The sequence below is a fragment of the Pseudoalteromonas amylolytica genome (assembly GCF_001854605.1).
In the GTDB taxonomy this organism is placed as follows: Bacteria; Pseudomonadota; Gammaproteobacteria; order Enterobacterales; family Alteromonadaceae; genus Pseudoalteromonas; species Pseudoalteromonas amylolytica.
In genome coordinates this window covers 378,890-405,839 of the sequence record NZ_MKJU01000030.1, presented here as the reverse complement: position 1 = coordinate 405,839, position 26,950 = coordinate 378,890, and the positions used below count along the sequence as shown (strand labels likewise).

Sequence of the window (26,950 nt, the reverse complement as noted above, 5' to 3'; positions counted from 1 at the left end):
GAGTTAGCCGGTGCTTCTTCTGTAAGTAACGTCACAGCTAAGCCGTATTAAGACTTAACCTTTCCTCCTTACTGAAAGTGCTTTACAACCCGAAGGCCTTCTTCACACACGCGGCATGGCTGCATCAGGCTTGCGCCCATTGTGCAATATTCCCCACTGCTGCCTCCCGTAGGAGTCTGGGCCGTGTCTCAGTCCCAGTGTGGCTGATCATCCTCTCAAACCAGCTAGGGATCGTCGCCTTGGTGAGCCATTACCTCACCAACTAGCTAATCCCACTTGGGCCAATCTTTAGGCGTGAGGCCCGAAGGTCCCCCACTTTGGTCCGTAGACATTATGCGGTATTAGCAGTCGTTTCCAACTGTTGTCCCCCACCTAAAGGCATGTTCCCAAGCATTACTCACCCGTCCGCCGCTCGACGCCGAATAGCAAGCTATTCTCGTTTCCGCTCGACTTGCATGTGTTAGGCCTGCCGCCAGCGTTCAATCTGAGCCATGATCAAACTCTTCAATTAAAAGTTTTTTTGTTTGAAGTAAACTTCAAACGGCGCTCATTGAATTCTGATTTTGTTCTTGTTACCAAGAACGAATTGACTGTGCTGAATAAACTATGTTTATTCCGTTGGTCACTCAGTTCAATTGAGACTCTAAATGTTTTGTTAGAACTCAATCTGTACGAGTGCCCACACAGATGATTGCTTCATATTTTTAAAGAACGTTGAGATGATTCAGCGCTTGGCTTCATCTCGCTAGGGGTGTGCATTCTAAGCATTCCCTATTTTTTGTCAACACTTAATTTCAAGTTTTTCTTGGTAAGAAAAAGCAAAGTTAAGTTTTACTCGACGCTGACCCGTTGTTGCTTTGCTTATTCAGCGTAGCGCTCCGTGTCAGTGGGGTCGCATTATAGGGCGGCGAATAAAAAGCGCAAGCGGTTTTTGTAGAAAATGACACTTTTTTTAATCCTTTTTACCTATACACAATTACACACCAAACTCACACAAGTTACCCACAAAAAACTGTGGATAACCTTCGTTTTGTGACCTTTAAAAGACTCTTCTATATATATGTGCTAGATTACCCGCCCAGATTTTCCGTTCATATAATAAGTAGGCTTTGTAGTTATGGCTGATATTTTAAACTTTGTTAGTGGATTGCTTTGGGGACACGTTCTCATCTATCTATTAATAGCAGCAGGTTTATTCTTTACACTCCGTTTGGGCTTTATTCAATTTCGACAGTTTCCATATATGGTCAAAGTGATGGCCAATAGCCGTAGTGGTGCCGATACGGGGATTTCCTCTTTTCAGGCTTTTTGTACATCACTTGCAGCACGAGTTGGCACAGGCAACATGGCAGGTGTTGCGGTTGCACTCTATTTAGGTGGCGCAGGTGCAACCTTTTGGATGTGGCTTATCGCTTTAATCGGTATGGCCACCAGCTTTGCCGAAAGCACCCTAGCCCAGCTATATAAAACAAAAGACGAAGACGGAAACTTCCGTGGTGGCCCTGCTTATTATATGGAGTATGGACTCGGTAAACGTTGGATGGGGGTGGTGTTCTCTTTATGCCTTATTCTCGCTTTTGGTTTGGTATTTAATGCAGTACAGGCCAATTCGATTGCAGCGGCGTTTGAAGTAGCCTTTGACGTACCGAAATATATAATGGGCATCATTCTAGTGATTGGTTCTGCTTTTATTATATTTGGTGGCCTAAAGACCATTTCACGGTTTGCCGAATTAGTCGTGCCTTTTATGGCTTTGGCTTATTTGCTCGTTGCCCTTTATATCAGCGCGATTAACTACGATTTACTCCCAGATGTATTTATGCAGATCATTAACAGTGCCTTTGGATTTGAACAAGCAGGTGCAGGCGCTATTGGCTATGCCGTGATGCAAGCGATGATCCAGGGGATCAAACGCGGCTTGTTCTCGAACGAAGCGGGTATGGGTAGCGCTGCAAACGCCGCGGCAACCGCAACACCTAACCCTAACCACCCTGCTTCCCAAGGTTATGTGCAAATGCTGGGCGTATTTGTTGATACCATTGTTATCTGTTCAGCTACAGCCGCTTTGATCTTGTTATCTAATCAACTGGTTCCTGAATCAGGTGTAACTGGTATTGCGTTAACGCAAGCCGCCTTGGTTGAGCATGTGGGTGATTGGGGCGCAACCTTTATTGCCATCGCGATTCTGTTCTTTGCATTTACTTCAATCGTTGCCAACTACTCCTATGCCGAAACCAACTTGATGTTCTTAGAACATAATCATAAACACGGTATGGCAATTTTCCGCCTATGTGTGCTGGGCATGGTGATGTTTGGCGCCGTTGGTGAGCTAGGTGTAATTTGGACTATGGCGGATGTTTCTATGGGTCTGATGGCAATCGTTAACGTTATTGCGCTGTTTATGCTATCGGGCGCGGTGATTTGGCTCTATAAAGATTACAATCAACAACTTAAATCTGGAAAGACCCCAGTGTTTGATGCTAATCAACACCCAGAGCTTAAAAAGACCCTACCAAAAGGTATCTGGTTTAAATAAGCCCCCAGAAGGGTGACTGCTTGTTTAGCAGGCAGTTGCACCCTAACAAGCTCATTTAATGTCCAAACAAACCAACTACTTATTGCCTTTCAAAAAAATATCCGTATAGTTACACCCAAGTCGGCATATAGCGCAGCTTGGTAGCGCACTGTCATGGGGTGTCAGGGGTCGCAGGTTCAAATCCTGCTATGCCGACCAGCTTTTCCTCTCCCTAGTCAATAAGTTACATCAATTCTTCTTTCTATTTTTCGCACTAAGCGTCAGCAACATCTAACTCTATATCGCACATTTATCGCACCATATTTATCTTAACTTAATTTCTATTTTTTGAGTTAGATTGGGTGTTGATTGGGGGGGATATATAGGAAGACAGCTAATGGCACCTTTGTTACCTTCCTCATCATAAAGTTGCATAAAAGCTTTTCAAATACAAAGCTTCCAATTAACTGACTATTGATTGTAGTAGCTCATACCGAACCATTTACTTTAATTAATTAGGCTGGGATTTAGCCTAACAGGCAAGTTTGAGTGATAAACGGTCAGCCAGGTGAGTTATTTGACGAAGTAATAAAGAGGTTTATTGTTGTTCCTCACTCATTAAAATAACCTTCAAAAAGCACAATATTTATATCTGGTAATAAGTTACACCATTTGCTAATAATAGAAACTGGTAAAATAAGGATGTATTCTTGCCAAAATAGGCAATATGTCCTCTGATAAAGCTACTAATTTTCAGTCATTAAAACTAGTGGTCCGAGGCATACAAATGAAAATTGATGAATTTACTGATACATATTCTGATGATCTCATACATCTACAAGAAGCTCGTACAGCTCTACTCACACACCCTCTTCGTAATGAAAACAGCGATTTGTGCAACGCTTCTTTCTGCAGGATTTATTCTATTATGATGATAGGAAGCATAGAGGCTATGCTGGAACGATGGTGTGAACGTGATAACTTTAATATTTTGAACGAATACTTTGCTCCGGGTATATCTAATGAAAATCGTATAAAGAATCTGCGAGAGGTTTTCGTTGAGAAAGGGATCAATGTTCAAGCTAAAGTGTTCGAAGATTATCTAGCAATAAAATATATTCGCAATGCTATTGTCCATGCTAGTTGGAAAACTGCCAAAGGTAAACTTAAACAAGACCAACTTGACTGGATCAATGAAAGAGGTTTTCCAACCGATACTCGCAAACTTACGTCTAAAGACTTGGAGCGTTTCGAATGGGTAAACGAAAATATGATGTTCTATATCGCCCTTACTGGATTAGATGGTGTTCGAGCTAGACCTGATTTAGTTGATATCGCAATCTCTCCTTCTCCGTTACATAATACAAATGGCATTATTAATCAATCAGATTGGCCTAAAATGTATTGGTCTAACATTGAAAGGATATCTTCAGAAATAAGTAAAATGATCGAAAATGCAGCTAACCGACCAGCTCTTGGCTGGGCATGTGATTTTACAGAAGTTCAACTTGAGAAAATGCCAAATGATAAATTGGAAAAGCAATTTTACCTTTCAGCATTATCTGCGAAAAAAGACAATTTTGATGGTCTAGTAGACAATAACAATCTTGCAGCTAACGCACTAATGTGCTGGGAACAATTTGTTTCTCAGATTCCAGTATTTGAGGCGTTTAATGAAAAAACTGTAAAATTAGCTTTAAAGACTTTGAGAGTAATGCTTCAAAATAATATTCATCCCAAAGATCATATTTTACCACCATTATCTAAAGATGCGCCGTTCGAGATTAAAGAAAAATTGTTTAGTATGTGCTTTGAGCATTTAGGATCTTTGACCATATTAGAAATTATTGAAGCATATGATCTAGGGGAAAAAGCAAAATTTGCTATTGGTAATATTACACCACTAAATTTATTTGCTATTCAGCTACCAATACTTGCACCTGAAAGAAACGATGAATGGCGACAAAAGACCCTATATATTGCTGACATTTTCGAGATAGGTCAATCATGGTACTCATCAATAGAGGGGCATTCATCGCCCCAATCAACTATTGAGTTTTACCGTGAAATGAACGCTCTTCTAACTAAAGACAGTTAACAACTCAATCTCAGTTACGCCTACGACTCAACTTAATAAGGCGTTACCTATGTTCACGCTTGGCACTTATGCGACTGTCAGAGTTGATAAAGTACTATTTATCAATATCTGACAGAACAAGAGAATTACATCAAACTTTGAGTTGAAAATTCCGGTATTTACCCTTAGCAAATCCAATACCTCTTTACAGTTCTTAACCCTACCCCAGCCCTTTCCGCAACTTGCCTCTGAGTGGGCTTTTTGCCTGTTTCATTTATCAATTCATTAAAAGCTTCTCGCACGATCTCTTCAGAGTTATTTCTCTTCTTAGTAGCCGTATCTTTGGCCGCTTTTTTCTGCCTTTGCTTTATTTCATCACTTGATAGCTTAACTTTGGGCGTCGTACACAAGTATTCAGGACGGTAGTAAAGTAAGTCTTCTAGGTATTCAGCTAGTGTTTCTTTATTGTATTTGTAGAAAGTGCTTTTTGCCGTTTTTGTCAGTCCGTCTAACTCTTCGAGTGAAAAACCTATCAGCTCATCATTTATTTTTACCAGCTTTTCAAAAGCTGTGTCTTTATTTAGATGTTGCAAGGCAACAAATAGAATGAATGCTGTTTTATCACGTTTGCCTTTAGGAACCTTGCCTTGCTTACGAAAATGAATTTGAAGGGTGTTTATACATTTGAACCACCAATCCTTAATGTTGTGACCGTAACGCCTTTGAATTTGTTGTTTGGGTTTATTGCTTTTAGGTTCTATTGGCAACCTAACAACTCCCAATTCTTTTTCTAATCTCAAGCTATCCCTTAATGACTCCAAATTGAGATAGTTTAGTAGCTCTTCAAATTGGTACTTAGGGCCACCGCCAAAAAACCTTGCTTGTAAACCTGTTCGCCCATGAACAGAGCCTGGTATACGCAGATTTCCATAAGCCCTTTTTGATGCGGCCTTGTCGATGTACCATAACGAGCGTATGCTTTGTAAACTTTCAATTAATATGTTTGCTATCGCTTTCCACAGTTCTTTATTAACTTGAGAAGCGTCAACAGGAGCGTAAATCCAATATAAATGAATCCCGCCAGAACCCGAGCAAACATAGCCTGTAAATGGTGGTATCTTATTCTTTTTTAAAATTTGAATAACTTTTTCAATTAAGTCATGTTCAAGCTCTCGCACCTTTGTTGCGTCAACTTTTTCAGTAACATCAATATCAATCCAGTTAGCCCTGAAAAGAGCCAAATTTATCGCTCTTGGCCAACTATAAAACTCATTTGGACTATAGTAATTGTTAACCGCTTCGCTTTTGCTATTCAATACACCTTGAACATACCTAGTTGTTTTTCTTTTAAAAGTTTTTAAATCTGTGACCTTACTGGACTTTCGGTTTCCCAATAAAAAGATCTTTTTACCTGATTCGTGGTTATGACTAAAAAGTGCCCTCACATATTTGGGTGAATGAAAGTCTATTAACTCGTAAAAACCTTTTGGTGAGGCAATAGCATACTCTGGCCACGACAAGAGTGGCCTTTCTATTAAGGCAAGCATATAATTTGAAGATGTAAAGTGCGGTTGGGGTATCGCCGGTCAAGCAACCCCTTTCGCCTTCCTTACATCTTCACCCCTTCAAAACGAGCAAGCCATTGCTCAACGGTTTCCCGTATAAACAAACGTGATTTGCCTAACTTTATCGAAGGTGGTGCTAAACGCTGTACTTGGTAGCTTTCTGGGTTTTCACCAGCTTCTATTGCTTTTGATTGAGCGCTAATTCGGTTGTGGATAGTGCGTGGTGATAATTGTAATAGCTCAGCTAAGTCTTTAACTGAAATGGTTTGAGATGATGACATGACAGCCCTCCAATACGTTAAAAGGAGCGAAGGGCATTATTCTTTAATTAAATTATTGCCTGAACATTGCATAAGCAACATCCACTTCCTCTTTACGTATTGAAGGCAGCCATAAAGGCGCCTGTTTTCAGTCACCGAAGTGACTCCCTTCGCAGGAACGCAGCAAACGTGCGCATTTGTGAATATAAATGATTGAGTGTGAGATATCAAGAAGTTAGAAGCAACTTTTACGCTAGTAATTTACTAGTCTTCTAATTTAAGATAACCGTGTAAATAATTGGATAAAATAAATATAAGCAGACAGTGCACTATAAAGGTACTCAGCCCTAAATGTGCGCTACGTAAGGAAACCATGAAACAAAACCTACATTGGCGCTATTATCTCTCGCTCGAATCAGATGTATACGCTTTGTCTCGCTACATACACTTTGCCCCTGACAATTTCAAAACATACTCCATAGAGCTGGCCAAACTCTATCTTGCAATTTGTGCTGAAGTTGAGGTGGTACTCAAAGAAATATGTGATATATGCCCCTCCAAAAAGGGGAAAAATGCAAATATAAATATTTATCGTCAGTGGATAGTTGAAAATCAACGAGGGCTGATAGCGGAGGAAGTGCTGTCCTTTGAGTTCGAATTGCAATACATCCCATGGAAAGCATTTGAAAAGGGTAAATCCCCTGCTTGGTGGTCGAACTATAACAGCGTAAAGCATGAACGCAGAGAACACTTCCCCAAAGCCAACCTCGGTAACGTATTAGAGTCTCTCGCGGGGCTTTATATTGCGAATCTATACCTAGAAAGAGAGTTACTAGAACGAGCTAGCTGTAGTCATTTTCCTAGGAGCATTGGTGAAATATACTCGGGGCTTCCTCTTGGCCAAAAACTATTTCAACCTTTTGGGCTGCAAGCAGACTTGATGAACTGGGGTTAGCCCACAATAAGCAACGATACTTAACGTGGAAAAAGTAATGGATATCAATAAGTTAAAGGAATACTTTTATAACAACTAGGGCACCATATTTTGGTCATCAATATTACTACTTGGTGGGTCGATTTTTACTATCTACTATGCCCATATCCGCTACATGCCAAGTTTTGACTTTCAATCTTCGACGATGCTCTTAGGGTGATCTGCTCTAATCATACAGGACACTTTGATAATGGAATATAATCCAAATATCGAGGTGTAAAATGACAAAAAGAACAAATAGAAGTTATCCAGCTGAGTTTAAGCAAGAAGCAGTGGCATTGGTCACTAAACAAGGTTACAGCGTTGCGAAAGCAGCAGCATCCTTAGGGATCACAGATAAGTTACTATACAACTGGAAAGCTAAGCTTGAAGCAGAGCAATCTGGACCAAGCTTAAATGCTGATGAGCGAGCTGAGTTGTTGAAACTTCGTAAGGAAAATAAAGAGCTTAGGATGGAAAAGGAAATCCTAAAAAAGGCCAGTGCCCTCTTGCTAAAGGAAACCAAATAGCGTTTAAAACGATAAAACAACTCTCGTCGATATTTCCTGTTACGCAGCTTTGCAGAGTAATAGGTGTGAGTCGCAGCGCTTATTATGCTTGGCTAAATAGGCCTGTGAAGCGCATTGCACCTGAGCTGCTTAATCTATATCGAAGAGCCAAAGCTATTTTTAAAAACAGTCGAAATAGCTTGGGTTACCGAGAGTTAAAGAAACGGTTATGCAAGGAGGGCTTTCAGGTGAGTAATTATGGAGTTCAACAGCTCATGAAAAAGCTTAGCTTAACCGTGACGCAACGGGTTGCTTATAAGGTGAGGACGAAGCGCAAGCACAGTGATAGCGTAGCTGATAACTTATTGAATCAAAACTTCAATCCTGTAGCTGCAAATCAAGTTTGGGCTGGTGATGTCACGTACTTGAGAACAGGTGAAGGCTGGATGTACCTAGCAATAGTAATGGATTTATACTCCAGACGAATCGTCGGTTGGCACATCGATAAGCGCATGACGACAGACTTAGTAAGTAAAGCGATGATAAAAGCGTATAACTTGCGCCAACCACCAATAGGTTTAGTGTTCCATTCAGATCGGGGTTCACAATACACCAGTAAACGTTACCGCCATTTATTGGCGAGCTATGGTATTCGGGCCAGCATGGGATATGTGGGTGCTTGTTGGGATAACGCTGTTGTAGAACGCTTCTTCGGCAGCTTAAAGCATGATTGGTTGTTGAAAGTGCCTCAGCCAACACGAGAATATATGAGAACAGACGTAGCCGCGTATATGCGCTATTACAATTTAGAAAGATTGCATACTGCTAATGGTGATTTATCGCCAGCGGAGTATGAACTAAGTTCCTTAAGAAAAGTGTCCTGATTTAGTTGTGCAGAACAGGGGCCAGTGCTATTACCGCTTTCATAATGCTTGTGATTATCGTAGTGGTTTTTATCTTACCTGGTGAGTATTGGTATCGAACCTTTGGGAAAAGAATTCAGGAAAGTACACACTATAAAAGCAAAAGTGAAAATTACAAAAATACCCTTTGCGCAAGTTTATTTCTATTCCCACAAGCGACTATGTTCACATCTTTATTTTCAGAAAACGAATTTGAGTACCTTGATATAAAAGACTGCTTAAAAGGTATTGTGTTTGGCCCTAGAGCGAACTTCAAAAATAAGGGGCGAGCACTAGAAATACCTGATAGAAGAGGATTTGGAAACCCAATGTACAAACTAGATTTTCGAAATTGCTCACCAAAAATAGACTATGATTGGAAAGAATAGAGCTAGTAAACAAATCTTCCGTTCAAACAGCCAAACTGTTTACTTATTATTAATTTTTTCGAACTCTCGGTGAAACAACACTGCAAAAAACACGACCAAACTCAGAATTAAGATATTACCGACAATAACGGGACCCATACTTTTACTCCAACGCTCGCTACTTCACTGAGCCTAAATGAGTTTTTATACACCTGCAAATTTGCATAAAACCAAGCCCTTTTAACCGAGGCATCATGAGCAATTTCCTCCTCTTTTAAAAGGGGCTACGCCCCCCGCTATGTCGAAGCGACAAATCGCTCGCTTCATAGCGGGGGGCTTGGTTTTACTGAGCTTATACGCAGATTTTTATTTGCAGATTGAAAGCTGCCTTATTTAACGCTAACCTAAACTTGATTTAGCCCTTTGGGCATTGAAGAAAAACGGCGCTGCTCAGCTGCCGACAACACGTAGTGAGGACCCTCACTGTTTTAATATTTATGTCATGCCGCGCCACATTTATGGCGCTTTTCAAATTCGGCGCTTAGTTGCTGCCGCTTCCACGTATCTGAGGTTTTTATTTTAGGCGAGATCAGTCCGAGCCTTGCGCTGTTGCGCTTAACTGGGGCGAATAGGCTTTAGTGCCGCTGAGCAACTGTGTTGCCAGTTAATCTTACAACCAAGGAACAAGCATGACTTTTAACCCAAATACTGAAGTCGCTTTATTAAAAGCGCAAACAAAACTACGTGCCCGTAAACGTCATAAATCATCCAAACTTGATAAGTACCGCACTCAACTTTGTAAACTATATGACGAGGGTGCAACTAAAGCTGAGTTACAACGCTGGCTTGCTATGAGAGGTATAGTTGTACAATGGACGACCGTTAAGCGGTGGCTCGATAAAAATGCCTAAATTTGCCAAAGCTGATACTCAAGCAAAGAATGTTATTAAAGGGCTAACTAAAGCACAGCGCATAAAGTCTTTAGGCACTGCAAGAAATTATATGCAGTCGCTAAAAACGGTTGCCAACTGGTCTAAAGATATAGGCATTAATGGTATTCAAGCTATGAGCATTGAACAAGCCCGCATTTATCTCGAGTACCGAGCTGAAATTGTCGGCCAAAAAGCCCTAGATATGGAGCGTCAAGCAATACAAGCTATGATGCAACTAAACGGTAAGCTACAGCCAAAAGAAACACTCTATCGAGTTAAGTCATGTTTAGAAGAAATCAAGCGTTCTCGGGCTTACACTAAAGATCAAGCCAGAGCTATTTCACATCGGCAAACAGCAAAGCATCAACTCGCTACACAAATCGCCTATGCCGCAGGCCTGCGCGCCCATGAGCTTTTAACGCTTGCCAAAGCTAGGGAGCGAAGTGCAGATAAACGCCCTGCCCTAGATTCAAAATGGCATGGTCGAAGCGGCGAGCTATATACTGTGCAAGGCAAAGGCGGCTTAATTCGCCATGTGCTGATTCCAACCACACTCGCCAATAAGCTAGAACAACAACGTTTAGCACAACCAATTACAGTGGTAGACAGAAAAATTAACTACCTTCAGCGCTATGATATCGCTGGCGGTAAAAAGTGGTCTGATTCGTTCTCTAAGGCGTCAAACCGCGCACTGTTATTTTCGACTGGCGCACATGGTCTTAGGCATAGTTATGCTCAAGAGCGGATGGTTGAGCTGAAAAGCTTGGGGTATAAATATGAAACGGCCTTAGAGACCGTTTCGCAAGAGATGGGGCACTTTAGGGCTGAGATTACTCTTGTATATTTAAGATAGCTTTTAGGTCGTTAAATGTTTTGCAAAGATCCCAACGATTAACCTACCTTTGGTTTCTTGGGTTATCTCAGGCAATAAATTAATGCCAAAATGAAAATGTATTCTTCCCCTATCATGCAGATACTTTGCATGCCATTCACATCTAACACTCTGACTTTTGATTGAAATATCCCTTTCCCTCATTTTCTTTGCACTACTTTTAGTGTTAGGGCTTTCAGGGGATAAGTCGACACCATTTGAACTGGCATGATTAATAAATTGTCCTGGTGATTCTAAATATTTTTCTTGCCCAAAATCATTCAAGTAACTTAAAACTTCGACAATCCACTTGTATAAATCCTGACTTAGCTCAACACCTAAACTTCTGAACTTACACTTTTCATCGAAATATAAACTAGGGAAGCAATCGCTGCCAAATTTCCAAAAGTCATTTTCACTAAAATTATTATTCCAAAAGCTATTTCTTATATAGTTTAATGCACTCCTTGGGTCTTTGATTAAAATAAAATTATCACTGTGATATAAGTCGTTACAAATCAAGCCAAAGTTAATATTATTAACTTCTTCTCGGCCTAACAAGTCCCCATTCCGAGTATCAGCACTATCACACTTATCTAGCAAAGCATAAAAGCGGAGATATTCATCTCGTAAGTCAGAATCTGCATATATCCTAGAGTCCGACATTACTTCGTTTACGCTAATCCCATTTTCGGTTTCAGCTCCCCAGTTTTTAGAATAATATACCTTCGTGAATTTTTTGCTACTTACATCAATCAGATCAAGTAACCTAACCAGCTTGGTTTTGTCCTCAAAAAGACAAACAACAGCGTTAGTTAAGCTACTTTTCTCTATAGCAAAATTAACTTCACAATCCATTACGTAAGCTCTCTAAGGTTTTTTATACTTTCATCAAAAAATCCCACAGGCCAGCTAGATAACTTTCCTTTTTTATTTACCTCTATTGCTTCAACAGTTGTTTTTCCATCTTCGTCTTTCGTGCAATAGTTTATGATAATATCGGTATTATCAATGTCATTGTTCTTTGCTGATATTCTAATACCATCAATGACATGATCTGAGTGTGTTTCTAAAATAACTTGTATTCCAGAAGACGCAGCTTTGGCAAGAAGCTTTCCAAGAGCAGTCTGGCCGCTAGGGTGTATGTGTGCTTCAGGGTTTTCGATTATAAAAATTGGTGTATGTGTTTTGTTTTTCTCGAACCAAGTCCTTACCGTATTATTAGTGATTTCTCCTAGCTCATCAGAAGCAGATAGTACCAATGAGCTTAGTACGATAGGTAAACTATATGACAAACCAAATCCGGTATTCGCAGCCCTGTAACCATTAATTTCGATATGTGAGAGATCGTGTTTCGGCTCTTTTGTAAAATCAAACTCCACATTTGGCGAAATCTCTTCCATCCAAAGTTGAAGTTGGTGTCTCAATAAGTTACTCCCCCCCTCTTTTCCTTGTTTCCTAAGCCTTTCATGAACTGATACTCGTTCAAAATTCTTATAAAAGTCAGCACAAAATTCTCCCTGCTCCCCAACCGTAAAATAAGAGGTGCCTTTTTCTTTAAATATCGGCAGATGCGATGAAGGTCCAAGCCGATTAGCTCCTATATATTCGAGATTTGGAAGGAACTCACCATTCGTGAAATACGTATCCTTTTTGAATCCCAACATAAAGTCGCCATCATCAAATGTTAGATGAAATAAAATACTTTCACCTGGTGGTGTAAATACACTTTTTAATTCGGGAAAATTTCCTAGGCCTCGAATATAAGGTGAAGCCCCTTTCCCTGCTCTCACAGCCATTCTTAGAGCTTGAATAATTGAGCTTTTTCCAGAACTATTCAAGCCAGTAAGGACTGTAAGCTTCTTAGTTAAAAACTTCTCATCTACAACAGACTTAAATGACTTTATATGAATACTATTTAACATTATTTATTCAAAGTCCCATCGATTAGCTTTCGTAAAGCTCTCCACCTATAACCTACACCTGCAACACTAGCGCCGTGCCTGCTAATACTATTCTCAAACTCTTCTGAATCAAGTAACTTATAATACGACTCTAAAAATAAAGATCTATCTTCTACCAAGTCATAGTATTCCCTATCGCTTAGACTACTCATCATATTAATCCACAATTCAAAAAGCGACTTATTTATAGGAGATTTCCTGTTATCACTCAATTTTGATTTACGAAATGAATGTTCTCCGAGGATTGTAGTCGTTCTCATTAAGCCTTTCTTAAACTTTTCTTCTAAGTCCACAGGATCAATGTTCACATTTTCTAAATGCTTTTCACCATTTAATAATTGCATAGCAGATGACAAGTAATCATCTGTGTTGCCAGTATACTCCTCTCTACCGATGAGATTGAATGCAATAAACCTCAAAATCAACTCTCGACCTGCCATACGGGAATCATTTACAGTATTTTGCGTTGCCACTTCATACTCTTGTGTTTTCACAAGTTTTTTCAATAACACTGTAGCGTGCCCTTGGTATAAAGCATGTCTTATTTCTTGTTCAGATAAGCGAATTCCCCCGGTGTTAAGTCGCTTAAAGATATTCCGCTTCACTTTTTCTGGAGTTTCGGGGTTTATAATCGTAAAATTAAGCTCGGTTTCTAAGATATTATTTACAATTCTTGCCGCTTTTGGATCTTGCTCTAACTTAAAAAAGTTCCTAGTGTTTAACTTACTTCCCCAAAATTCCAATTTGGCCAAATCAAACCCTTTACCATCACCGTCTGGCCCTAAAATAAAATCTCTAATTGTTGACAAGCGTTGGAGCCCATCTACAACTTCCCAAATACCCTCCCTATCTTCAGATACATAAAACATAGGTAGTGGTATTCTCAAAATCATAGACTCTATGAGTTGGCTCTTCCTCTCGATGTCCCAAACGTAATTTCGCTGAAAATCAGGAGAAAGTCTGATTGTGTTGTTTTTTATCCGTCTCAATACAGTGTCTAAAGCAATTGTTTTAGATGATATTGATATCGAACTAGGATCAAACGGCTCTGTATCAATATACTCATCACTTGTAATTTCACGTTCTACTCCTGAAAATGAACGCTCATCAGCGATTTCTTCATCGATTTGAAAATAGTCAATATTTGTATTCATACTCAATACTTCGTCATAGATTAATTGTATGAACTATACAGCTTAGTTAGGGTTAAACCAAACTTTCAGGCTCCAGCTCTTTTAGAAAAAATGTTTGTTAAATTTAGTCGACCATTTATAAAGGAGCTTTGAACGTTTCTCCATATACTCCTGCAAGTTATAAACCTTTTGCATCCCTTGCAATTGGTGGTTAAGTATCTTTTCAACTACTATCGGATCAGCGCCAATATCATCATCACCTAAGCGAGTCGCCATGGTTCTACGCAGGTCATGTGGGACAAACTTTGGAACGCCTAGCTCTTTTTGTTTTCGGTTTACTGCCCTTGAAAGTGAGTGCCTATCGATAGGCTGTTCACCCACGGCGCTTGTGGTACAGGTGGTACTTGGAAACACGTATTTTGAACCTAAATAGCTGAATGAAGCGCGTAGTTCATCAAGCATAATGATCATATTTTGGGTGATAGGTACTTTGTGGATTCGCTCCCCGCCTTTGTTTTGCTTTACTCGCTCGGCGGGAATTGTCCAAATCATTTTATCAAAGTCGAATTCTTGCCACTGCGCGCCAGTCACTTCTATCGGTCTGCAACCAGTTAAGGCGATAAACTTTAGGGCATAGATCACTTGCGTGCTTACGCCGAGCTTAGGCAAGCGTTCAAATACTTGTATCAGCTCTTCAAATTCAAGAGCGCGTGTACGCGGCTTTTCAATACCGCCAACGTTCTTTTTCTTAGCGGTGCTAATGGGGTTGCCCTGCATTAGGTCACGCTCAACTGCAAAGTCGAACATCTGCTTAAGGATCGAAAGGGTTTTGTTGGCTTGAGTGCCTGCTCCCCTGTCGGTGATTGGGTCTAATACTTTGCTTAAAATGTCTCGGCGGGTAATGTCTTTTAATTTAACGCCCCCAATCGCTGGCAGAACGTCTTTTTCAAACATACGCTCAACTTCTAAAGGGTCTTTGCGATTAACCTTGATATAGCGCTCTAGGAACTCTGAGAATAGTAATTCCACCGTTGGCGAGTGATCTTCAATAAATTGTTGCTTGATGCTTAGCTGTTTGATTTCGTATACGTCTTCACCCGCAGCGATTCGCCCTTTTAAGCTTTCTACCTCTTTACGGACTTCTTTTAAATCTCGTTCGCCAAAATAGCCTAACAGGTAATTACGCTGTTTGCCTTTTGCACCACCAAGTCGGTAATTTAAATAAAGCGCTATACGGGGCTTACTATTTCCTGAAGCTTTACCTATACGAGCGTGAAACCCACTTAACTTAGTATCATTTATTCGCTTTATTTGAGCAGGAACATTATTGAGCGTAGAGTCACTAAGCAACATTCTTATCGTAGACATATGTAGCACCAATCTCACTAAATGAACTACATGCAGCATATATGTAGCAGAAAACAAAAACAACTCATTGCTTCTACTCATTTCTAATCAAAACCAATTATTTATTTATCCTGTTGTTTTAAATCAAGTTAAATTAGCCGAACACATCTAATCAAAGCTACTTTGAAATAATCAAAACTAATCAATTCTTTTATGGGGTGTCAGGGGTCGCAGGTTCAAATCCTGCTATGCCGACCAGCTTTTCCTTACCCTAATCTTTTAGTTATAGCTTCACACCTAACTTTTGGTTAAAAATATAATCAACATAAACACTCCGGCGCCCAACATAGCCACATTCTCTGTCAAAGATATAAAGCCCAAAGGCACATCGGTGTCACCACCAACACAGGCACATTTTAGTTCTCGCTTATCAAGATAAACGGCCTTAAAAACTGAGACTGCGCCAATAAGTCCTATGAATATTGCAATGGGTGCATAATAAATAGCGGGCAAAGCAGTTAACATGCAAACACCTGCGTATAACTCTAAGTATGGGTATATATATGCGTATCTCAAATGTCGCATAGCTAGCACATCGTAGGTGATAAAGGAGTTTGTGAAACTATGAATGTCTCTTATCTTTTGTACTGCAAGTAAAAGCATAGAAAAGCCAATAAAAGACATCACCCATTCTCTAGCATTATCCGAAGGGAATCGTGTGGCGAATGTAACCAACAGTGCGACCAAAAATATTGAAATGACCGGCCAATATACATTTTTCTTTGCCTTATGTGATGGCTTACCTAAATGCTCGCGTAGCGCTTCATAACCACCTATTTGTTGGTCGTTAATAAATATCTGTGGCGTGGTATCGACATTATGGGCGGCTTTAAACTCATCCGTTTGCTCCCTTGATTTGAGCAACTGGTCATCGACTTTGAAGCCTTCTCGCTCTAATAAATCTTTAGCCCTTAGACCAAATGGGCAGATGTGCGATGAGGTATGCATTCGATAAAGTGTTGCGTTTTTCATTGGCAGCTCTCCCTATTTCATGACAAACCTAGATAGAAATTACCAACCAACTAAATCTATTAGGTAAAGCCTACCGATTTTGCCGAAAACTAAGCTTAGTTATTGTACACAATAACAGCCAACAGAAATGGCTGCCACGTTAAAGCATTCAACTTAGCCTCGCTGATGTTCGTACGGTTTACCTATGAGTATATCTTCACACGTAAAAACGCTCAGCGAAAACAGCATGGCATAGTAATGATAACAGGTATATGGAAAACTGATTTGTCGTTACTAGATAACAAAAAGCCTTTAGCGTCTAATCTCTGGTCTTTTCCTAGCGATTGTATGAATAGTTATTTGCGTGGCTTTTGGCTGTGCCTCTGCGCCTGAGCTGCTACCTAATATGCTGTAGCTTGCTGAATAAGGCTGCGCGCCTTTTCAAGTGCACTTTCTCTTGTTGTTGGATAATCGGGCACAACGCCTTCTTCATTCCACGTCATGGATGGGTTTCGGCCTGTTATCACTGCGCTGGTCATGGCTAACGTCAGGTTATCCCCCACATTTATCAGTGCTTCTATGCTAGCAAGTCCTAATGTTTCTTCTCCCACAATCACGGCGCGCTCGGTTTCTTGTAATGAGTAGCTAAACAATTCCCAAGGGCCTGTCACAAATGAGGACGTTAGTATGTAAAGTGGTACACGTGCTTCAAATTGCTTAAAGTTATCAGTACCTGTTGCAGTAATTTTTTCAATCCGACCTCTGGAATAAAACAGCCCCACGGTTTCGTTAGGACTGACAAAGAACCCCAGCATCTTTTTAGTGAGCGATAGGTTGCCCTCGTCTACCGAACGCAAATCTATGATTAGCGCGTCTACATCATTCAGTGCTCTAAAATAGCGCTCTATCACTTCGTTATTTTTTAAAAATGCAAAGTTCCCCGAGATCTCAACATAGCCAATGTTGTGGTCGAGCACCTTGGATTCAATACTTGCTTGGCCGTGCTGTTGGGAGTTGGCACTTCCACCAAGTGAAGAGCGAATCAGTTCAAAACCACTGTCCCCTGTTGCGCTATAAAGTGTGCTGTTGACTTGCGTTTTAAACCAGTGGTATTCATTACTTGCACTAAACTCACCGGCTGCCAATTTTGTTTGTAGTAAGTCTGCCGCATGTTTTGCTTTTTCAGGGTCAATGTAAGTGTCATTCACGGCCCGAGCAATGTTGTGGATTACAGCGTTAGTATGCGTCACATCTGGTAGTTGATTGGCTTGCAATACATTCCCCAACAGCAGACAACCCAAAATCCATATGGCAGATAGCACTTTGATAGGCACGTTTACTTTCCTTGTTGATGAAGATCTGCACTGAGTTGATTAACGGTGCAAGATGACTTTGTGACTTATTTAAAACAGATATAAGGGCTTTTCGCCTAAGCGCAAGGGCATGTAGGTGTTTATCTTTGGAACGTAAGCAAGTAGCGGTAACCCAGCTATGGTGGTGATGCAATATCCACAGCCAATAACAACAAGCCAAGGGAGCTGCTTCAATCTACAAGGTTAATGTGTATAACCTCTGCATCACCTATTTGTCTTGCTAGAGATTTACTCTAGCAAACATATGCTGTTGGGCAATATGCAGCGCCTGTGTGGCAAGCACCATAATCTTTGCTGTAAGCGAAAGTACCGCCAGCGATTTCTTTGGTTTGTTTTGCATTTAAGTTTTTGTCTGTGCTTAGCGCTTTTAATTTTACTTTTTTGAGTTTCATGTTGTTTCCTGTTGTAAATTATTAAAATAAGTATTGGTCATGACAAACGAGTGATTATTCAACAACGTTCATCAATTAAACACTGTGTTCAAATTAGCAACAGATCTCAAGCCAAATCACTTGAATATTTTTGTGTTATTTTTAGCCTATTGTTTTTTAAGTTATTTATTATATTGAAATTTTATCATATACATCAAAAATGACAGCGCTAGACATATTTAACGAGGAATATTTGTCATTGCGCCATGGTGAGGAAGAAGTAATACAGCTTCACCATCATTAAGATGAAGCTGTACGTAGATTTACCAACAGTGATAAGGTAAGGAGATATCTATGCCTGAGTTTAACGCTTTTAGTTCATCGATTTGTTCACAGTTTACACGGTTATTGCCGATCAAATTAAGCGTACCTAGTTGTTTTAAAGAATAAAGCGCACTGATATCTGATACATCGCTATTTTCTAAATATAACTCTTGCAAGCGTGTATTCGAGGCCAGTGCAGCATAATTCACCAATCGCGTATTCGAGAAATTGACATCATACACGTTGGCGGGAACCTTTAGCTGTTCAACATCAACCGACATACTTTCATCTGTATCGATTACGGCAAAACGCGACAAGTTTTCATGTAATTGTGAGTTAGTTACGGCAGTGCTTAATGGCCGCTTTATGAAAACTCTCTCTAACGTGGTAAGGCTCGCCAAAACATCATCACTTAATATATTCATGTGGACATTATACAGACTAAGAGCCTTTAACCCTGTCAGCTGCTCTAAACCTTTTAGGGATTGAATATCGCTATCGCAATGGATGCTAGTGACGTTTGGGCGCTCACGGTAAACACTTTTTATCACACATGCTTTTAGCACAGGATCTGGAATTAAATTGGGCTCTACCGCATCTTGCCAACAACTTTCATACTCCATACTAACCCTTGTAGAAGACAACTTATCCAAGTCGTCACAGCTCGTCTTAACTGAGCTTAAGCTTAATCGGTCGAGGCCACTTATATCAAATAGACTATCTAGGTCAAGATAGTACTTAAACTGTCGCAAATAGAGGCTTTCTAACAAAGTTAAGTTTGCTATTGGACTCATATCATAAGCGTTAGAGAACTCTACTTTCAGATCAGTGAGTGATGTCAACTTACCGACCTGTTCAAAATCTTCTATCGCTTGCAAATTATCTAGGTGTAACGTCTGTAATTGCGGTAACTGTTCCAAATAATCCAAATTTGTTAAAGATTCCAGTCCGGACAATGAAACACTTTTTAAGTTGCTATTCACAGTTAAATTTTCTAGTGTGGTTAACATTTTATAATCAGATAGATTTAACGATTCAAGCTTAGGCAACGAGGCAATATCTGGAAACCCAGCGCTAGCGCTCGCTCTAATATTAAGCTCTTTTAGATTAGGTAATACAAGCTGTTCACCATCGTATTGACCACCAAACAAGGTTAGTTTTTCTAGCTGCGTATGGCCTGCTAATTGCGTAATTAAGTTGCTTGGATAATACATAGCAACTGTTAAGCTCTTCAAATTTGATAGGTTTGCTATCATTTTTGCAACTTCTTCACTGTCATCGATACCCCGCACAGTCAAATTTTCAACACTCCTTGGGAGTGTGTCCAGCCATACATAATTATGGAAGCGACTCCATCCTGTTAGATTTAAGTTCACAAGGTTTGTCAATGCAGACAACTCAGGTAACTCGACAGTAGTTAAATTTGTTTTAATAGCTAATGTCTCAAGTCCCGTAAGGCTGCTCAGCTTTTCAATATTAAGTAGGCCTAAATCACTGATTGACAACTCTTTTAGTGATGGTGAAATTAGCCAATTAAAATCAAAGTCTGTATAAAATGGCTTTGAAATAGTGAGCGCAGTCAATTTATTGAGCTGTGAAATAAACGATAAATCATCAATATTTGTGTCGTCCAAAGTTAACCTTTCGAGCTGTGATAGTTTGCCTATCTCTTCGCCAAAATATACACCATAGCCTTGTAGCGCTAACACTTTCAACTTGCTCATATTCTCTAAAAATGCGGTCGTACGTAATCCCGTGGCTCCTGGTCTTTTGAGTATTAATGACTCAAGGTTTACCATTTGTGACAACGTGTTCTCTTCAATTTGAACCTTGTCAAGGTACAACTCTTTCATGTTAGCCACATCGATAGGAGATAATTCAATCAGTGAGCTGTAGGGCGATGTAGAGTTATCCTTGATATTTAGAGACTCAAGCTCAGTCAGGCCAGTAAAGTCTAACTTGGAAATAATGCTGTTGTGTGGCGTGCTTAAAACAAATTTCTTGAGCCCTGTCAGCTGATCTAACACATTATAAAGACTGTTCAGTTCTACTGGAAAGGCTTCATCGAGGTGAAATACTTCTAACTGTGATAACCCATTTAAACTGGTTAGGCTTTCAAGCGCTGCATTTTTAATAACTAAGCGTTTTAAGTTAGAGAGCGCAGAAATACCTTCCAGAGTTTTGATTCGATAGCCATCGCACTCTAGTGTTTGTGTTTTCATATCTCGCGATTGCGCTGCAAAGCACTTTGCAAGTTCAGCATCAGCGAAATTTATCTCTGAGTCAGCTTCTAAAGCTGCAACATTAATACGCACACTAGCCGATGTTTGAGCACCTCGGTCGTCTGTTACCTGCAATGTAAAAGTCAATACCGTTTCTTCACCTACAATAGGTGCCGTGAAAATCAAGGCTTTTTTACCTAAATGTTGCACTGTAACAGTGACACCTGATGTCTGAGACCATGAGAAACTCATCATGCTCCCATCATCACTCACTTGTGGTTCAATTACTACTTCCGCACCTGATGCTACCGATACATCAGCCATCTCACCAATTACGGGACTTTTATTTGCAGGTGAAGGCTCTGATGGTTGAGTTGGGTTAGAACCACCATTTAGCAAATTCTCATTGGTGTTCGTATCGCCTCCACCTCCTCCGCATCCCAGTAATAGCAAGCTCAGCAAAGCTGGTATGATAGGGTAAGCCCCAAAAGTCTTTAACATCGTGTTTTCTTCTCAAATTTTTACAGGTCCTAATTTCGGTATTTTAACAGAGCATGAACGAAAATTGTGTTTATCTTTACAATTATTTTTATTCAGCAACATGTTTTTGAAATACTAACTACAACAACCTATTGAATTTTATCGCTTTTGGCTATTTGAGAATTTTATTTGGATTTTTCGAAGCTCAGAAATAGTTCCTGGCTATTAGGCAAGCAAGAATCGCTTCTCATCACGCCAGTCGCTTTATAAACAACACTATTGATCAATGCGATACGCGCTAATCAGCATCTTGGTGAAAGTCTTCGTGCTCTTCGATAAAGAATGCATTAAATCCTTCTTCTAACTTCTTAAGTGCCCACTCGTTTTTTTCTATTCCTTGCGACATAACTGTTGGCAACCCGGACCAGAACGCAACTAGCATACCTGCCTCATGTGCTAGGGCAAGCGCATCCGACACATCCGACTTCGCTTCAATTGCGGTTGTCGCTATATCTCTTGTGACATCATCCATGTGCTCTTCAACAAACTCTTGGGGAGAGTCTTTTAATTGCGCTTCAGCGTTTTTCCAAACTTGGGAATCTGAGCCGTCACCACTGGCGGTGGCATCAAGTGCCTTATATCCAGATTGTGAGTCTATTTGCAAGCCGACTGGCTGGTCTTTGCGATGTTGCTTTTCATCATTTGATAGATCTCCCACAGATTTTGCAGGCGCTTTATTTGGTTTTAAGCCATACGCTGAAATATTATCCAAAGCCGTGCCTTGGCCATCGGATGCAGTTCTATCTTTTGGGCTTCCCAGATCGGAGGTAATGTTTGCAGTGTAGGCAACCGCCCCTACATTACTGGTGTCTGTTACGTCTTTCCAAGGGCGAACTGTGGCTTGAAACGTCGCCTTTGCATTATTAGTATTTGCGCTGGTGTAGTCGGTTGAGCCCGCTACAACCACTGAGTATTTAACGGCATTTTTGTTCTTCCAAACTTCATTTTTCACATAATTTTCTGAGGTTGAAAGGTGTTTGCCATTGGCACCTTTTGAGATGGGGTAGAGGTTGTTATCAAGTGCCGTACCGCCCAAGTTATCATTGAGTAAATGCCCTTTTACCGACATGGCCCCCTTTGCCAAAGGGTAAACTCCCTTTATCCATGCCATTAAATCATCTTGAGATGCATTCACGCTGGCACTTTGCCCTCTTACAGGGTCGGCTGGGTCAAGCCAAGCGTGCATGGTATGACCAACCGTCACCGACTTGGCATTATTCGCTTGGCCATACTTACAGGTCTGACCAATATTTTCGATGACCGTTTTGCGTTGAATTGCACCGGAGTTAGCCATTGATTGCAATGGCGCTTGAGATAACCCATTGGCGAGCCCGCGGTTGTCTTCAAGGTAGCGGCCTTGAGCTGGCTGCTTGGTTTGTTTTGCTTGCGCACTAACACGCTGCACGCTGCTTTGATCTGCGGTTTTATTGGTGAGTATCAAGTCCTTGAACCTCTTACAAAGTCACGGTACACCGTTTGTATCATGTGCCACCGTGCCGATTCTATTGCTTAAAAATACCATGAGTTCATGATTGTGCAAAATACAAGCACGGTGACTTCCCCCTGCACCTACTACATACGGCTTTTTACTTTGTTTGTTGCTTGTGCCGTCGCGGGGTCATCTGGCCAAAAATGCTTGGGATAGCGCCCTTTCATCTCTTTTTGTACATCTTTGTAACTGGTTTGCCAAAAGTGAGCCAGATCTTGGGTAAGCTGTAGTGGCCTATGGGCAGGAGACAACAGCTCCATCAATAAAGGCAACTTGCCATTACACAAAACGGGCGAGGCTAACAGGCCATATACCTCCTGCATTCTAACCGATAACTTAGCTGGCCCCTGAAGCGGGTATTCAATCTTTATATTTGAGCCACTAGGCACTTGAATGCGTGGTGGTAAAATTTCATCTAATCGCTGTTGTTGGTGCCAATCCAGCAGGCCCTTAATAGCACTGGTCAAATCAAGCTTCTTTAACTCTACGAGCTTTTTGATATCAACAAGGTAAGGCGCTAACCAATCTTCAATACGATTTAAAAGCGCAGCTTCATCAAGGTTTGCAAACTCTTCAGGGTAGAAGCGCTGTGCCAGTGTCATACGGTTAAGTAGCGGTTGCACTTGCTGATAGTCATTAAACAGTGTCAAGCCATGCTTGGCGACTAAATTTAACCAAGCTTGTGTTCGCGCCTGCACATCCAGCGTTTTCGTGCTTGGTTTAGATTCAATCACCAAAGCGCCAAGTTGTAAGCGTTGTTCGTGTATAAAGCGCTCGGCCTTTTCATCAAACTCACACATGTCTTTTTCTTCAAATAAATGTGGCAGCGTTTGTTGTAAAAGTGAAACGTTAAGCTCTGTCGCGCTAAAAATACGCTGTCCTTTATGTCCGCCTAACGATGCAATGGCTAAGTAGTCACAATCTAACCAATGAGTTTCATGACTGTTCACGCCTGCGCCGTTGGCCAATACAAACCCCTGCCCTCGGCGTTTTGCTAATCTGTCAGGGAACGCCAGCGCAACAAGCAAGCTCAAATACTCACAGCTAAGCATTGAGCGCTCACTAATCTTTAAACGCTTTAACCATGGCCTTAACGATTGTGTAAACGACTTTTGAGGTTTCTCAAATTGACTTTGAAGAGCCACTCTGAGTTCCGGTGATCCACTTGCTCTGCTTTCCAACAAAGCAACAAGGTAACAGGCTAAATGGCTAATGCCGGGGCTGTCTGCCTCCAGCGCTGTGGCTTTCAAAAGCATGTGAGCGAGGCGCGGTTCGGTGCCAAACTGGTGCATTTTACGACCAAGTTCTGTCACTTTTCCTGTTTCATCAGTTGCTTCGAGCATGCTAAGTAAGCTATGAGCTTGCTGTAATGCCCCAGATGATGGCACATCTAACAAAGGTAGTTGTTCAACCTCTGAACCCCAGACTTTAGCTTCAAGAACTAGGCTGGCAATGTCTGAACTTAAGATCTCGGGCACATCATGTTTGTCTCTGCGCTCAAACTGCTCATGTGATCCAAGTCGATATACGATCCCTGCTTCAACCCTGCCCGCACGACCAGCCCTTTGTACCGCTGATGAGCGCGAGATCGACACCGTTACAAGTTCCGTTACGCCAGTTTTTAAATTGAACTGTGCAGCGCGGCGCTTGCCACTGTCTACAACAATGCGAATGCCTTCTATGGTCAATGAGGTTTCTGCGACATTGGTGGTGAGTACCACTTTACGTAACCCATCTTTTGCTGGCGCTATCGCTGCTTGTTGTGTGGCTTTGTCCTGCTCACCAAACAAGGTGACAACTTGCGTGTCTGCAGACACTTTATCAGCAAGACTTTGATATAAAAAGTTAATTTCCCTTTTCCCTGGTAAGAACACCAGTGCACTTCCCGTTTGCTGTTGTAGTGCGTTTAGTACCAAAGAAGGCATAGCTTCAAGCCATTTGGCTTCATCACGCAAGGGCTGATAGATTTCACTGACGGGATAACTGCGCCCATCCGATGCTACTACAGGGCAGTCTAAAAAAGCTTGATAACGCGTGCTGTCCAGCGTTGCCGACATCACTAGAATTTTTAGATCGTCTCTAAATACTCCTTGCGTTTCCAACGCAAACGCCAACGCTGTATCCGCAGCCAAAGAACGTTCGTGAAACTCATCAAAAATCAGCAAATCGATACCAGTCAGTTCGGGATCCGATTGTAGCATTTTTGTTAAAACACCTTCTGTAACGATTTCTAATCGCGTATGCTCCGATACGGCGACTTCGTTGCGAATTCGCAGGCCAATACTGTGCCCTAGTGCTTCATTTTGTTGCTGCGCCAAAAACTGCGCTATATTACGTGCCGCAAGCCGTCTTGGCTCAAGCATCACAATATGCTTAAAACAGTTATTTTTCATTAAATTAAGCGGTAACCATGTGGATTTACCGGCTCCAGGTGGAGCCTGAAGTAGCACGGTATTATGTTGCTGCAACTGAGCAACTAACTTCTCATAAATAGCTTCGATGGGTAACACAATAGCACTCGATATAATCTTTTTATTAATATTAACATGTACGACTAAACAGGTATAACCATGACTCTTTCAGACGAGACAACAATCGATAGCCTAACTTGCTATCTTTAAAGAAAAAGATTATTTTTTCATAAAAATTTCCGTATAAATAAATAAATCACACATTTAGATTAACTTTTGGTTATTTTTTTGTAAAAATAAGAGTCCGGATAGGTACCTATATCCAGAAAAAGGAACTTTGACTACTTTTAAGGAAAAGTGATGAGGATCAAGCCGTCGGCAAACTTATACGATGTAACGTGCAAATGCTCATGTTTTATTTCTCTGAGTGTTAAGGAGCACCATGGTTAATTATTATTTCAAACTTGCATGGATCAGCATTCGTAAAACCCCTATGCTCAGTTCTCTCATGGTACTTATTATTGCGATAGGAATTGCCATAACAATGATCACCTTCACGGTGAGCTACATGATGTCAAAACATCCAATTCCAGAAAAAGCCGATACACTTCATCTTGTTTATTTAAGCAGTTGGTTTTCAGAGCAGCCCTACAGTGAGCACCAAGGCAAAGAAGAAGCGCCCCATAGGATCACTTATCGCGATGCAGTGAATATAACCGAAGCAAACAAACGCAGCGATTTGGTTAAGTCGCAAACGCTTATTGCGGATCACAAGGCACTCATTCGCACGCCATCACAAGCAAAGTCGGAAGGAAAAATGCAGTATATGTATGCAACGACCAACGACTTCTTTGATATGTTCAATGTGCCATTCTTGTTTGGAACGCCTTGGTTAGACAGTGCAGACGAAAACGGCGAGTTTACAGTCGTGATCAGCAAAGCGCTCAATGATAAGCTATTTAATGGTGAAAATTCAGTTGGCAAGCAACTATTGATGGATCAACACTCACTCACTATCTCGGGTGTTTTAGACAGCTGGAACCCAACGCCTAAATACTTTTTTTATTCGTCCTCCGCATTTAAAAAACCATTGGATATATACATACCAATAAAAACCAAGATTAATCATGAATTGTATTTAAGCAGTAGCTTTTCAATGTATTGCGGTATTGCACCAGAGAATCCAAGCTTTCAAACAATTTTAGAGTCAGAATGTGTTTGGATGTTTTTATGGGTAGAGCTGAACAATGCCAATGACAGGCAAGCTTATACAAGCTTTTTACATGACTATGATGCGCAACAAAAACAGCTTGGTCGATTTCCAAGAGATTTACCAAGCTACACACGCAATGTTGAAGAGTACCTAGTCCGTGAGGAAGTCGTCCCAGATAACAGTAAGGTCGCAGTTTGGCTTGCGTCGGCCTTTTTGATTGTTTGTTTACTCAATTGTATGAGCTTGATGATAAACAAGTTCCACAACAAGAAGGGAGAGATTGGTTTACGCAGAGCAGTCGGAGCCAGCAAACAAGATATCGCCATTCAATTTGGCTGTGAAACAGCACTTATAGGCTTACTCGGCGGTATGTTAGGGTTATTGCTGGCGCAATTGGGGTTAAAAGCTGCGCAAAACGTGTTTCACTTTATCAACGCAAGTGTCATGCAAATGAATAGTACACTGATCATTGTCACTGTCGTACTGGCGGTATTATCTAGTTGCCTTTTTGGCCTTTGGCCCATTTACAGAGCAATGCAAGTACAACCTTCCAGCCAACTAAAGAGCTTGTAGGAGCAAT

Annotated in this window: 20 protein-coding genes, 1 tRNA gene and 1 rRNA gene (1 of these 22 only partly in view); 9 read left to right on the top strand and 13 right to left on the bottom strand. The window is 40.9% G+C overall.

The window, feature by feature from the left end; translation table 11 throughout:
* Nucleotides 1-511: ribosomal RNA gene (locus BET10_RS17720) — 16S ribosomal RNA — on the bottom strand (it extends 1,028 nt beyond the left edge of the window).
* Between the two features lie 606 nt (nucleotides 512-1,117).
* Between BET10_RS17720 and BET10_RS17715 the strand changes: the two genes are divergently transcribed.
* The 3 genes from BET10_RS17715 to BET10_RS17705 all read left to right on the top strand — a co-directional run bounded on the left by BET10_RS17715 (nucleotide 1,118) and on the right by BET10_RS17705 (nucleotide 4,613).
* The gene (locus BET10_RS17715; protein ID WP_070986931.1) at nucleotides 1,118-2,536 is read left to right on the top strand and encodes an alanine/glycine:cation symporter family protein; all 1,419 of its coding nucleotides are present in this window, start codon (nucleotides 1,118-1,120) and stop codon (nucleotides 2,534-2,536) included.
* 121 nt (nucleotides 2,537-2,657) lie between these two features.
* Nucleotides 2,658-2,734, top strand: a tRNA-Pro gene (locus BET10_RS17710).
* Nucleotides 2,735-3,302: 568 nt separating this feature from the next.
* A complete protein-coding gene (locus tag BET10_RS17705; protein WP_139158557.1) occupies nucleotides 3,303-4,613 on the top strand; it encodes a hypothetical protein in 1,311 nt (436 codons plus the stop codon).
* Between the two features lie 164 nt (nucleotides 4,614-4,777).
* Here the strand turns inward: BET10_RS17705 and BET10_RS17700 are convergent, their stop codons facing one another.
* Nucleotides 4,778-6,112: a bifunctional DNA primase/polymerase gene (locus BET10_RS17700; RefSeq protein WP_139158558.1), complete on the bottom strand. Its 1,335-nt coding sequence runs from the start codon at nucleotides 6,110-6,112 to the stop codon at nucleotides 4,778-4,780.
* An 89-nt stretch (nucleotides 6,113-6,201) separates the two neighbouring features.
* Nucleotides 6,202-6,438 (bottom strand): helix-turn-helix domain-containing protein, encoded by a 237-nt coding sequence (locus tag BET10_RS17695; protein ID WP_070986925.1) that lies wholly within the window; start codon nucleotides 6,436-6,438, stop codon nucleotides 6,202-6,204.
* A gap of 352 nt (nucleotides 6,439-6,790) precedes the next feature.
* Here BET10_RS17695 and BET10_RS17690 point away from each other — a divergent pair, with 352 nt between their 5' ends.
* The 5 genes from BET10_RS17690 (at nucleotide 6,791) to BET10_RS17665 (ending at nucleotide 10,954) form a co-directional block, all read left to right on the top strand.
* Nucleotides 6,791-7,372, top strand: a complete 582-nt coding sequence (locus BET10_RS17690; protein ID WP_070986923.1) for a hypothetical protein — start codon at nucleotides 6,791-6,793, stop codon at nucleotides 7,370-7,372.
* 260 nt (nucleotides 7,373-7,632) lie between these two features.
* A protein-coding gene (locus BET10_RS17680; RefSeq protein ID WP_096348962.1) for an IS3 family transposase occupies nucleotides 7,633-8,783 on the top strand; the annotation gives its coding sequence in 2 pieces (ribosomal slippage) (nucleotides 7,633-7,909 and nucleotides 7,909-8,783; 1,152 coding nt in all).
* A 44-nt stretch (nucleotides 8,784-8,827) separates the two neighbouring features.
* Nucleotides 8,828-9,190 (top strand): hypothetical protein, encoded by a 363-nt coding sequence (locus tag BET10_RS17675; protein ID WP_070986918.1) that lies wholly within the window; start codon nucleotides 8,828-8,830, stop codon nucleotides 9,188-9,190.
* 668 nt (nucleotides 9,191-9,858) lie between these two features.
* A complete protein-coding gene (locus BET10_RS17670) occupies nucleotides 9,859-10,080 on the top strand; it encodes a hypothetical protein (RefSeq protein WP_070986916.1) in 222 nt (73 codons plus the stop codon).
* Entirely contained in the window at nucleotides 10,073-10,954 is an 882-nt protein-coding gene (locus BET10_RS17665) for a site-specific integrase (RefSeq protein ID WP_070986914.1), read from the top strand. Before BET10_RS17670 ends, BET10_RS17665 begins: the two co-directional genes overlap by 8 nt.
* A gap of 3 nt (nucleotides 10,955-10,957) precedes the next feature.
* Here the strand turns inward: BET10_RS17665 and BET10_RS17660 are convergent, their stop codons facing one another.
* The 10 genes from BET10_RS17660 to hrpB all read right to left on the bottom strand — a co-directional run bounded on the left by BET10_RS17660 (nucleotide 10,958) and on the right by hrpB (nucleotide 25,256).
* Nucleotides 10,958-11,830 (bottom strand): hypothetical protein, encoded by an 873-nt coding sequence (locus BET10_RS17660; RefSeq protein ID WP_070986913.1) that lies wholly within the window; start codon nucleotides 11,828-11,830, stop codon nucleotides 10,958-10,960.
* Entirely contained in the window at nucleotides 11,830-12,897 is a 1,068-nt protein-coding gene (locus tag BET10_RS17655; protein ID WP_070986911.1) for a DUF3696 domain-containing protein, read from the bottom strand. Before BET10_RS17655 ends, BET10_RS17660 begins: the two co-directional genes overlap by 1 nt.
* Nucleotides 12,897-14,090: a DUF262 domain-containing protein gene (locus BET10_RS17650; RefSeq protein ID WP_070986909.1), complete on the bottom strand. Its 1,194-nt coding sequence runs from the start codon at nucleotides 14,088-14,090 to the stop codon at nucleotides 12,897-12,899. Before BET10_RS17650 ends, BET10_RS17655 begins: the two co-directional genes overlap by 1 nt.
* Before the next feature lie 81 nt (nucleotides 14,091-14,171).
* Nucleotides 14,172-15,437: a site-specific integrase gene (locus BET10_RS17645; protein WP_070986907.1), complete on the bottom strand. Its 1,266-nt coding sequence runs from the start codon at nucleotides 15,435-15,437 to the stop codon at nucleotides 14,172-14,174.
* A 276-nt stretch (nucleotides 15,438-15,713) separates the two neighbouring features.
* Complete coding sequence (locus BET10_RS17640) at nucleotides 15,714-16,448, bottom strand: glutaredoxin (RefSeq protein ID WP_240503714.1); 735 nt, start codon at nucleotides 16,446-16,448, stop codon at nucleotides 15,714-15,716.
* A gap of 380 nt (nucleotides 16,449-16,828) precedes the next feature.
* Nucleotides 16,829-17,761: a S41 family peptidase gene (locus tag BET10_RS17635; protein WP_070986905.1), complete on the bottom strand. Its 933-nt coding sequence runs from the start codon at nucleotides 17,759-17,761 to the stop codon at nucleotides 16,829-16,831.
* 272 nt (nucleotides 17,762-18,033) lie between these two features.
* Entirely contained in the window at nucleotides 18,034-18,192 is a 159-nt protein-coding gene (locus BET10_RS21620; protein WP_158678175.1) for a hypothetical protein, read from the bottom strand.
* Nucleotides 18,193-18,494: 302 nt separating this feature from the next.
* A complete protein-coding gene (locus BET10_RS17630) occupies nucleotides 18,495-21,218 on the bottom strand; it encodes a leucine-rich repeat domain-containing protein (protein ID WP_070986903.1) in 2,724 nt (907 codons plus the stop codon).
* A 277-nt stretch (nucleotides 21,219-21,495) separates the two neighbouring features.
* Nucleotides 21,496-22,698 carry a hypothetical protein gene (locus BET10_RS17625; protein ID WP_070986901.1) on the bottom strand — a complete coding sequence of 401 codons (1,203 nt, stop codon included), beginning with the start codon at nucleotides 22,696-22,698 and terminating at the stop codon, nucleotides 21,496-21,498.
* Between the two features lie 131 nt (nucleotides 22,699-22,829).
* Entirely contained in the window at nucleotides 22,830-25,256 is a 2,427-nt protein-coding gene (gene hrpB, locus BET10_RS17620; protein WP_070986899.1) for an ATP-dependent helicase HrpB, read from the bottom strand.
* Between the two features lie 343 nt (nucleotides 25,257-25,599).
* Between hrpB and BET10_RS17615 the strand changes: the two genes are divergently transcribed.
* A complete protein-coding gene (locus tag BET10_RS17615) occupies nucleotides 25,600-26,943 on the top strand; it encodes an ABC transporter permease (protein ID WP_070986897.1) in 1,344 nt (447 codons plus the stop codon).
* The last annotated feature ends 7 nt before the right edge of the window (nucleotides 26,944-26,950 follow it).

Excerpts from the sequence above, each read along its gene's own strand:
- BET10_RS17690 (WP_070986923.1), top strand. The coding sequence starts at position 6,791 with ATGAAACAAAACCTACATTGGCGCTATTATCTCTCGCTCGAATCAGAT.
- BET10_RS21620 (WP_158678175.1), bottom strand. The coding sequence starts at position 18,192 with ATGAAACTCAAAAAAGTAAAATTAAAAGCGCTAAGCACAGACAAAAAC.
- BET10_RS17675 (WP_070986918.1), top strand. The coding sequence starts at position 8,828 with ATGCTTGTGATTATCGTAGTGGTTTTTATCTTACCTGGTGAGTATTGG.
- BET10_RS17705 (WP_139158557.1), top strand. The coding sequence starts at position 3,303 with ATGAAAATTGATGAATTTACTGATACATATTCTGATGATCTCATACAT.
- BET10_RS17645 (WP_070986907.1), bottom strand. The coding sequence starts at position 15,437 with ATGTCTACGATAAGAATGTTGCTTAGTGACTCTACGCTCAATAATGTT.
- BET10_RS17660 (WP_070986913.1), bottom strand. The coding sequence starts at position 11,830 with ATGGATTGTGAAGTTAATTTTGCTATAGAGAAAAGTAGCTTAACTAAC.
- BET10_RS17665 (WP_070986914.1), top strand. The coding sequence starts at position 10,073 with ATGCCTAAATTTGCCAAAGCTGATACTCAAGCAAAGAATGTTATTAAA.
- BET10_RS17640 (WP_240503714.1), bottom strand. The coding sequence starts at position 16,448 with ATGAAAAACGCAACACTTTATCGAATGCATACCTCATCGCACATCTGC.
- BET10_RS17615 (WP_070986897.1), top strand. The coding sequence starts at position 25,600 with ATGGTTAATTATTATTTCAAACTTGCATGGATCAGCATTCGTAAAACC.
- BET10_RS17695 (WP_070986925.1), bottom strand. The coding sequence starts at position 6,438 with ATGTCATCATCTCAAACCATTTCAGTTAAAGACTTAGCTGAGCTATTA.
- BET10_RS17650 (WP_070986909.1), bottom strand. The coding sequence starts at position 14,090 with ATGAATACAAATATTGACTATTTTCAAATCGATGAAGAAATCGCTGAT.
- BET10_RS17670 (WP_070986916.1), top strand. The coding sequence starts at position 9,859 with ATGACTTTTAACCCAAATACTGAAGTCGCTTTATTAAAAGCGCAAACA.
- BET10_RS17655 (WP_070986911.1), bottom strand. The coding sequence starts at position 12,897 with ATGTTAAATAGTATTCATATAAAGTCATTTAAGTCTGTTGTAGATGAG.
- BET10_RS17630 (WP_070986903.1), bottom strand. The coding sequence starts at position 21,218 with ATGTTAAAGACTTTTGGGGCTTACCCTATCATACCAGCTTTGCTGAGC.
- BET10_RS17715 (WP_070986931.1), top strand. The coding sequence starts at position 1,118 with ATGGCTGATATTTTAAACTTTGTTAGTGGATTGCTTTGGGGACACGTT.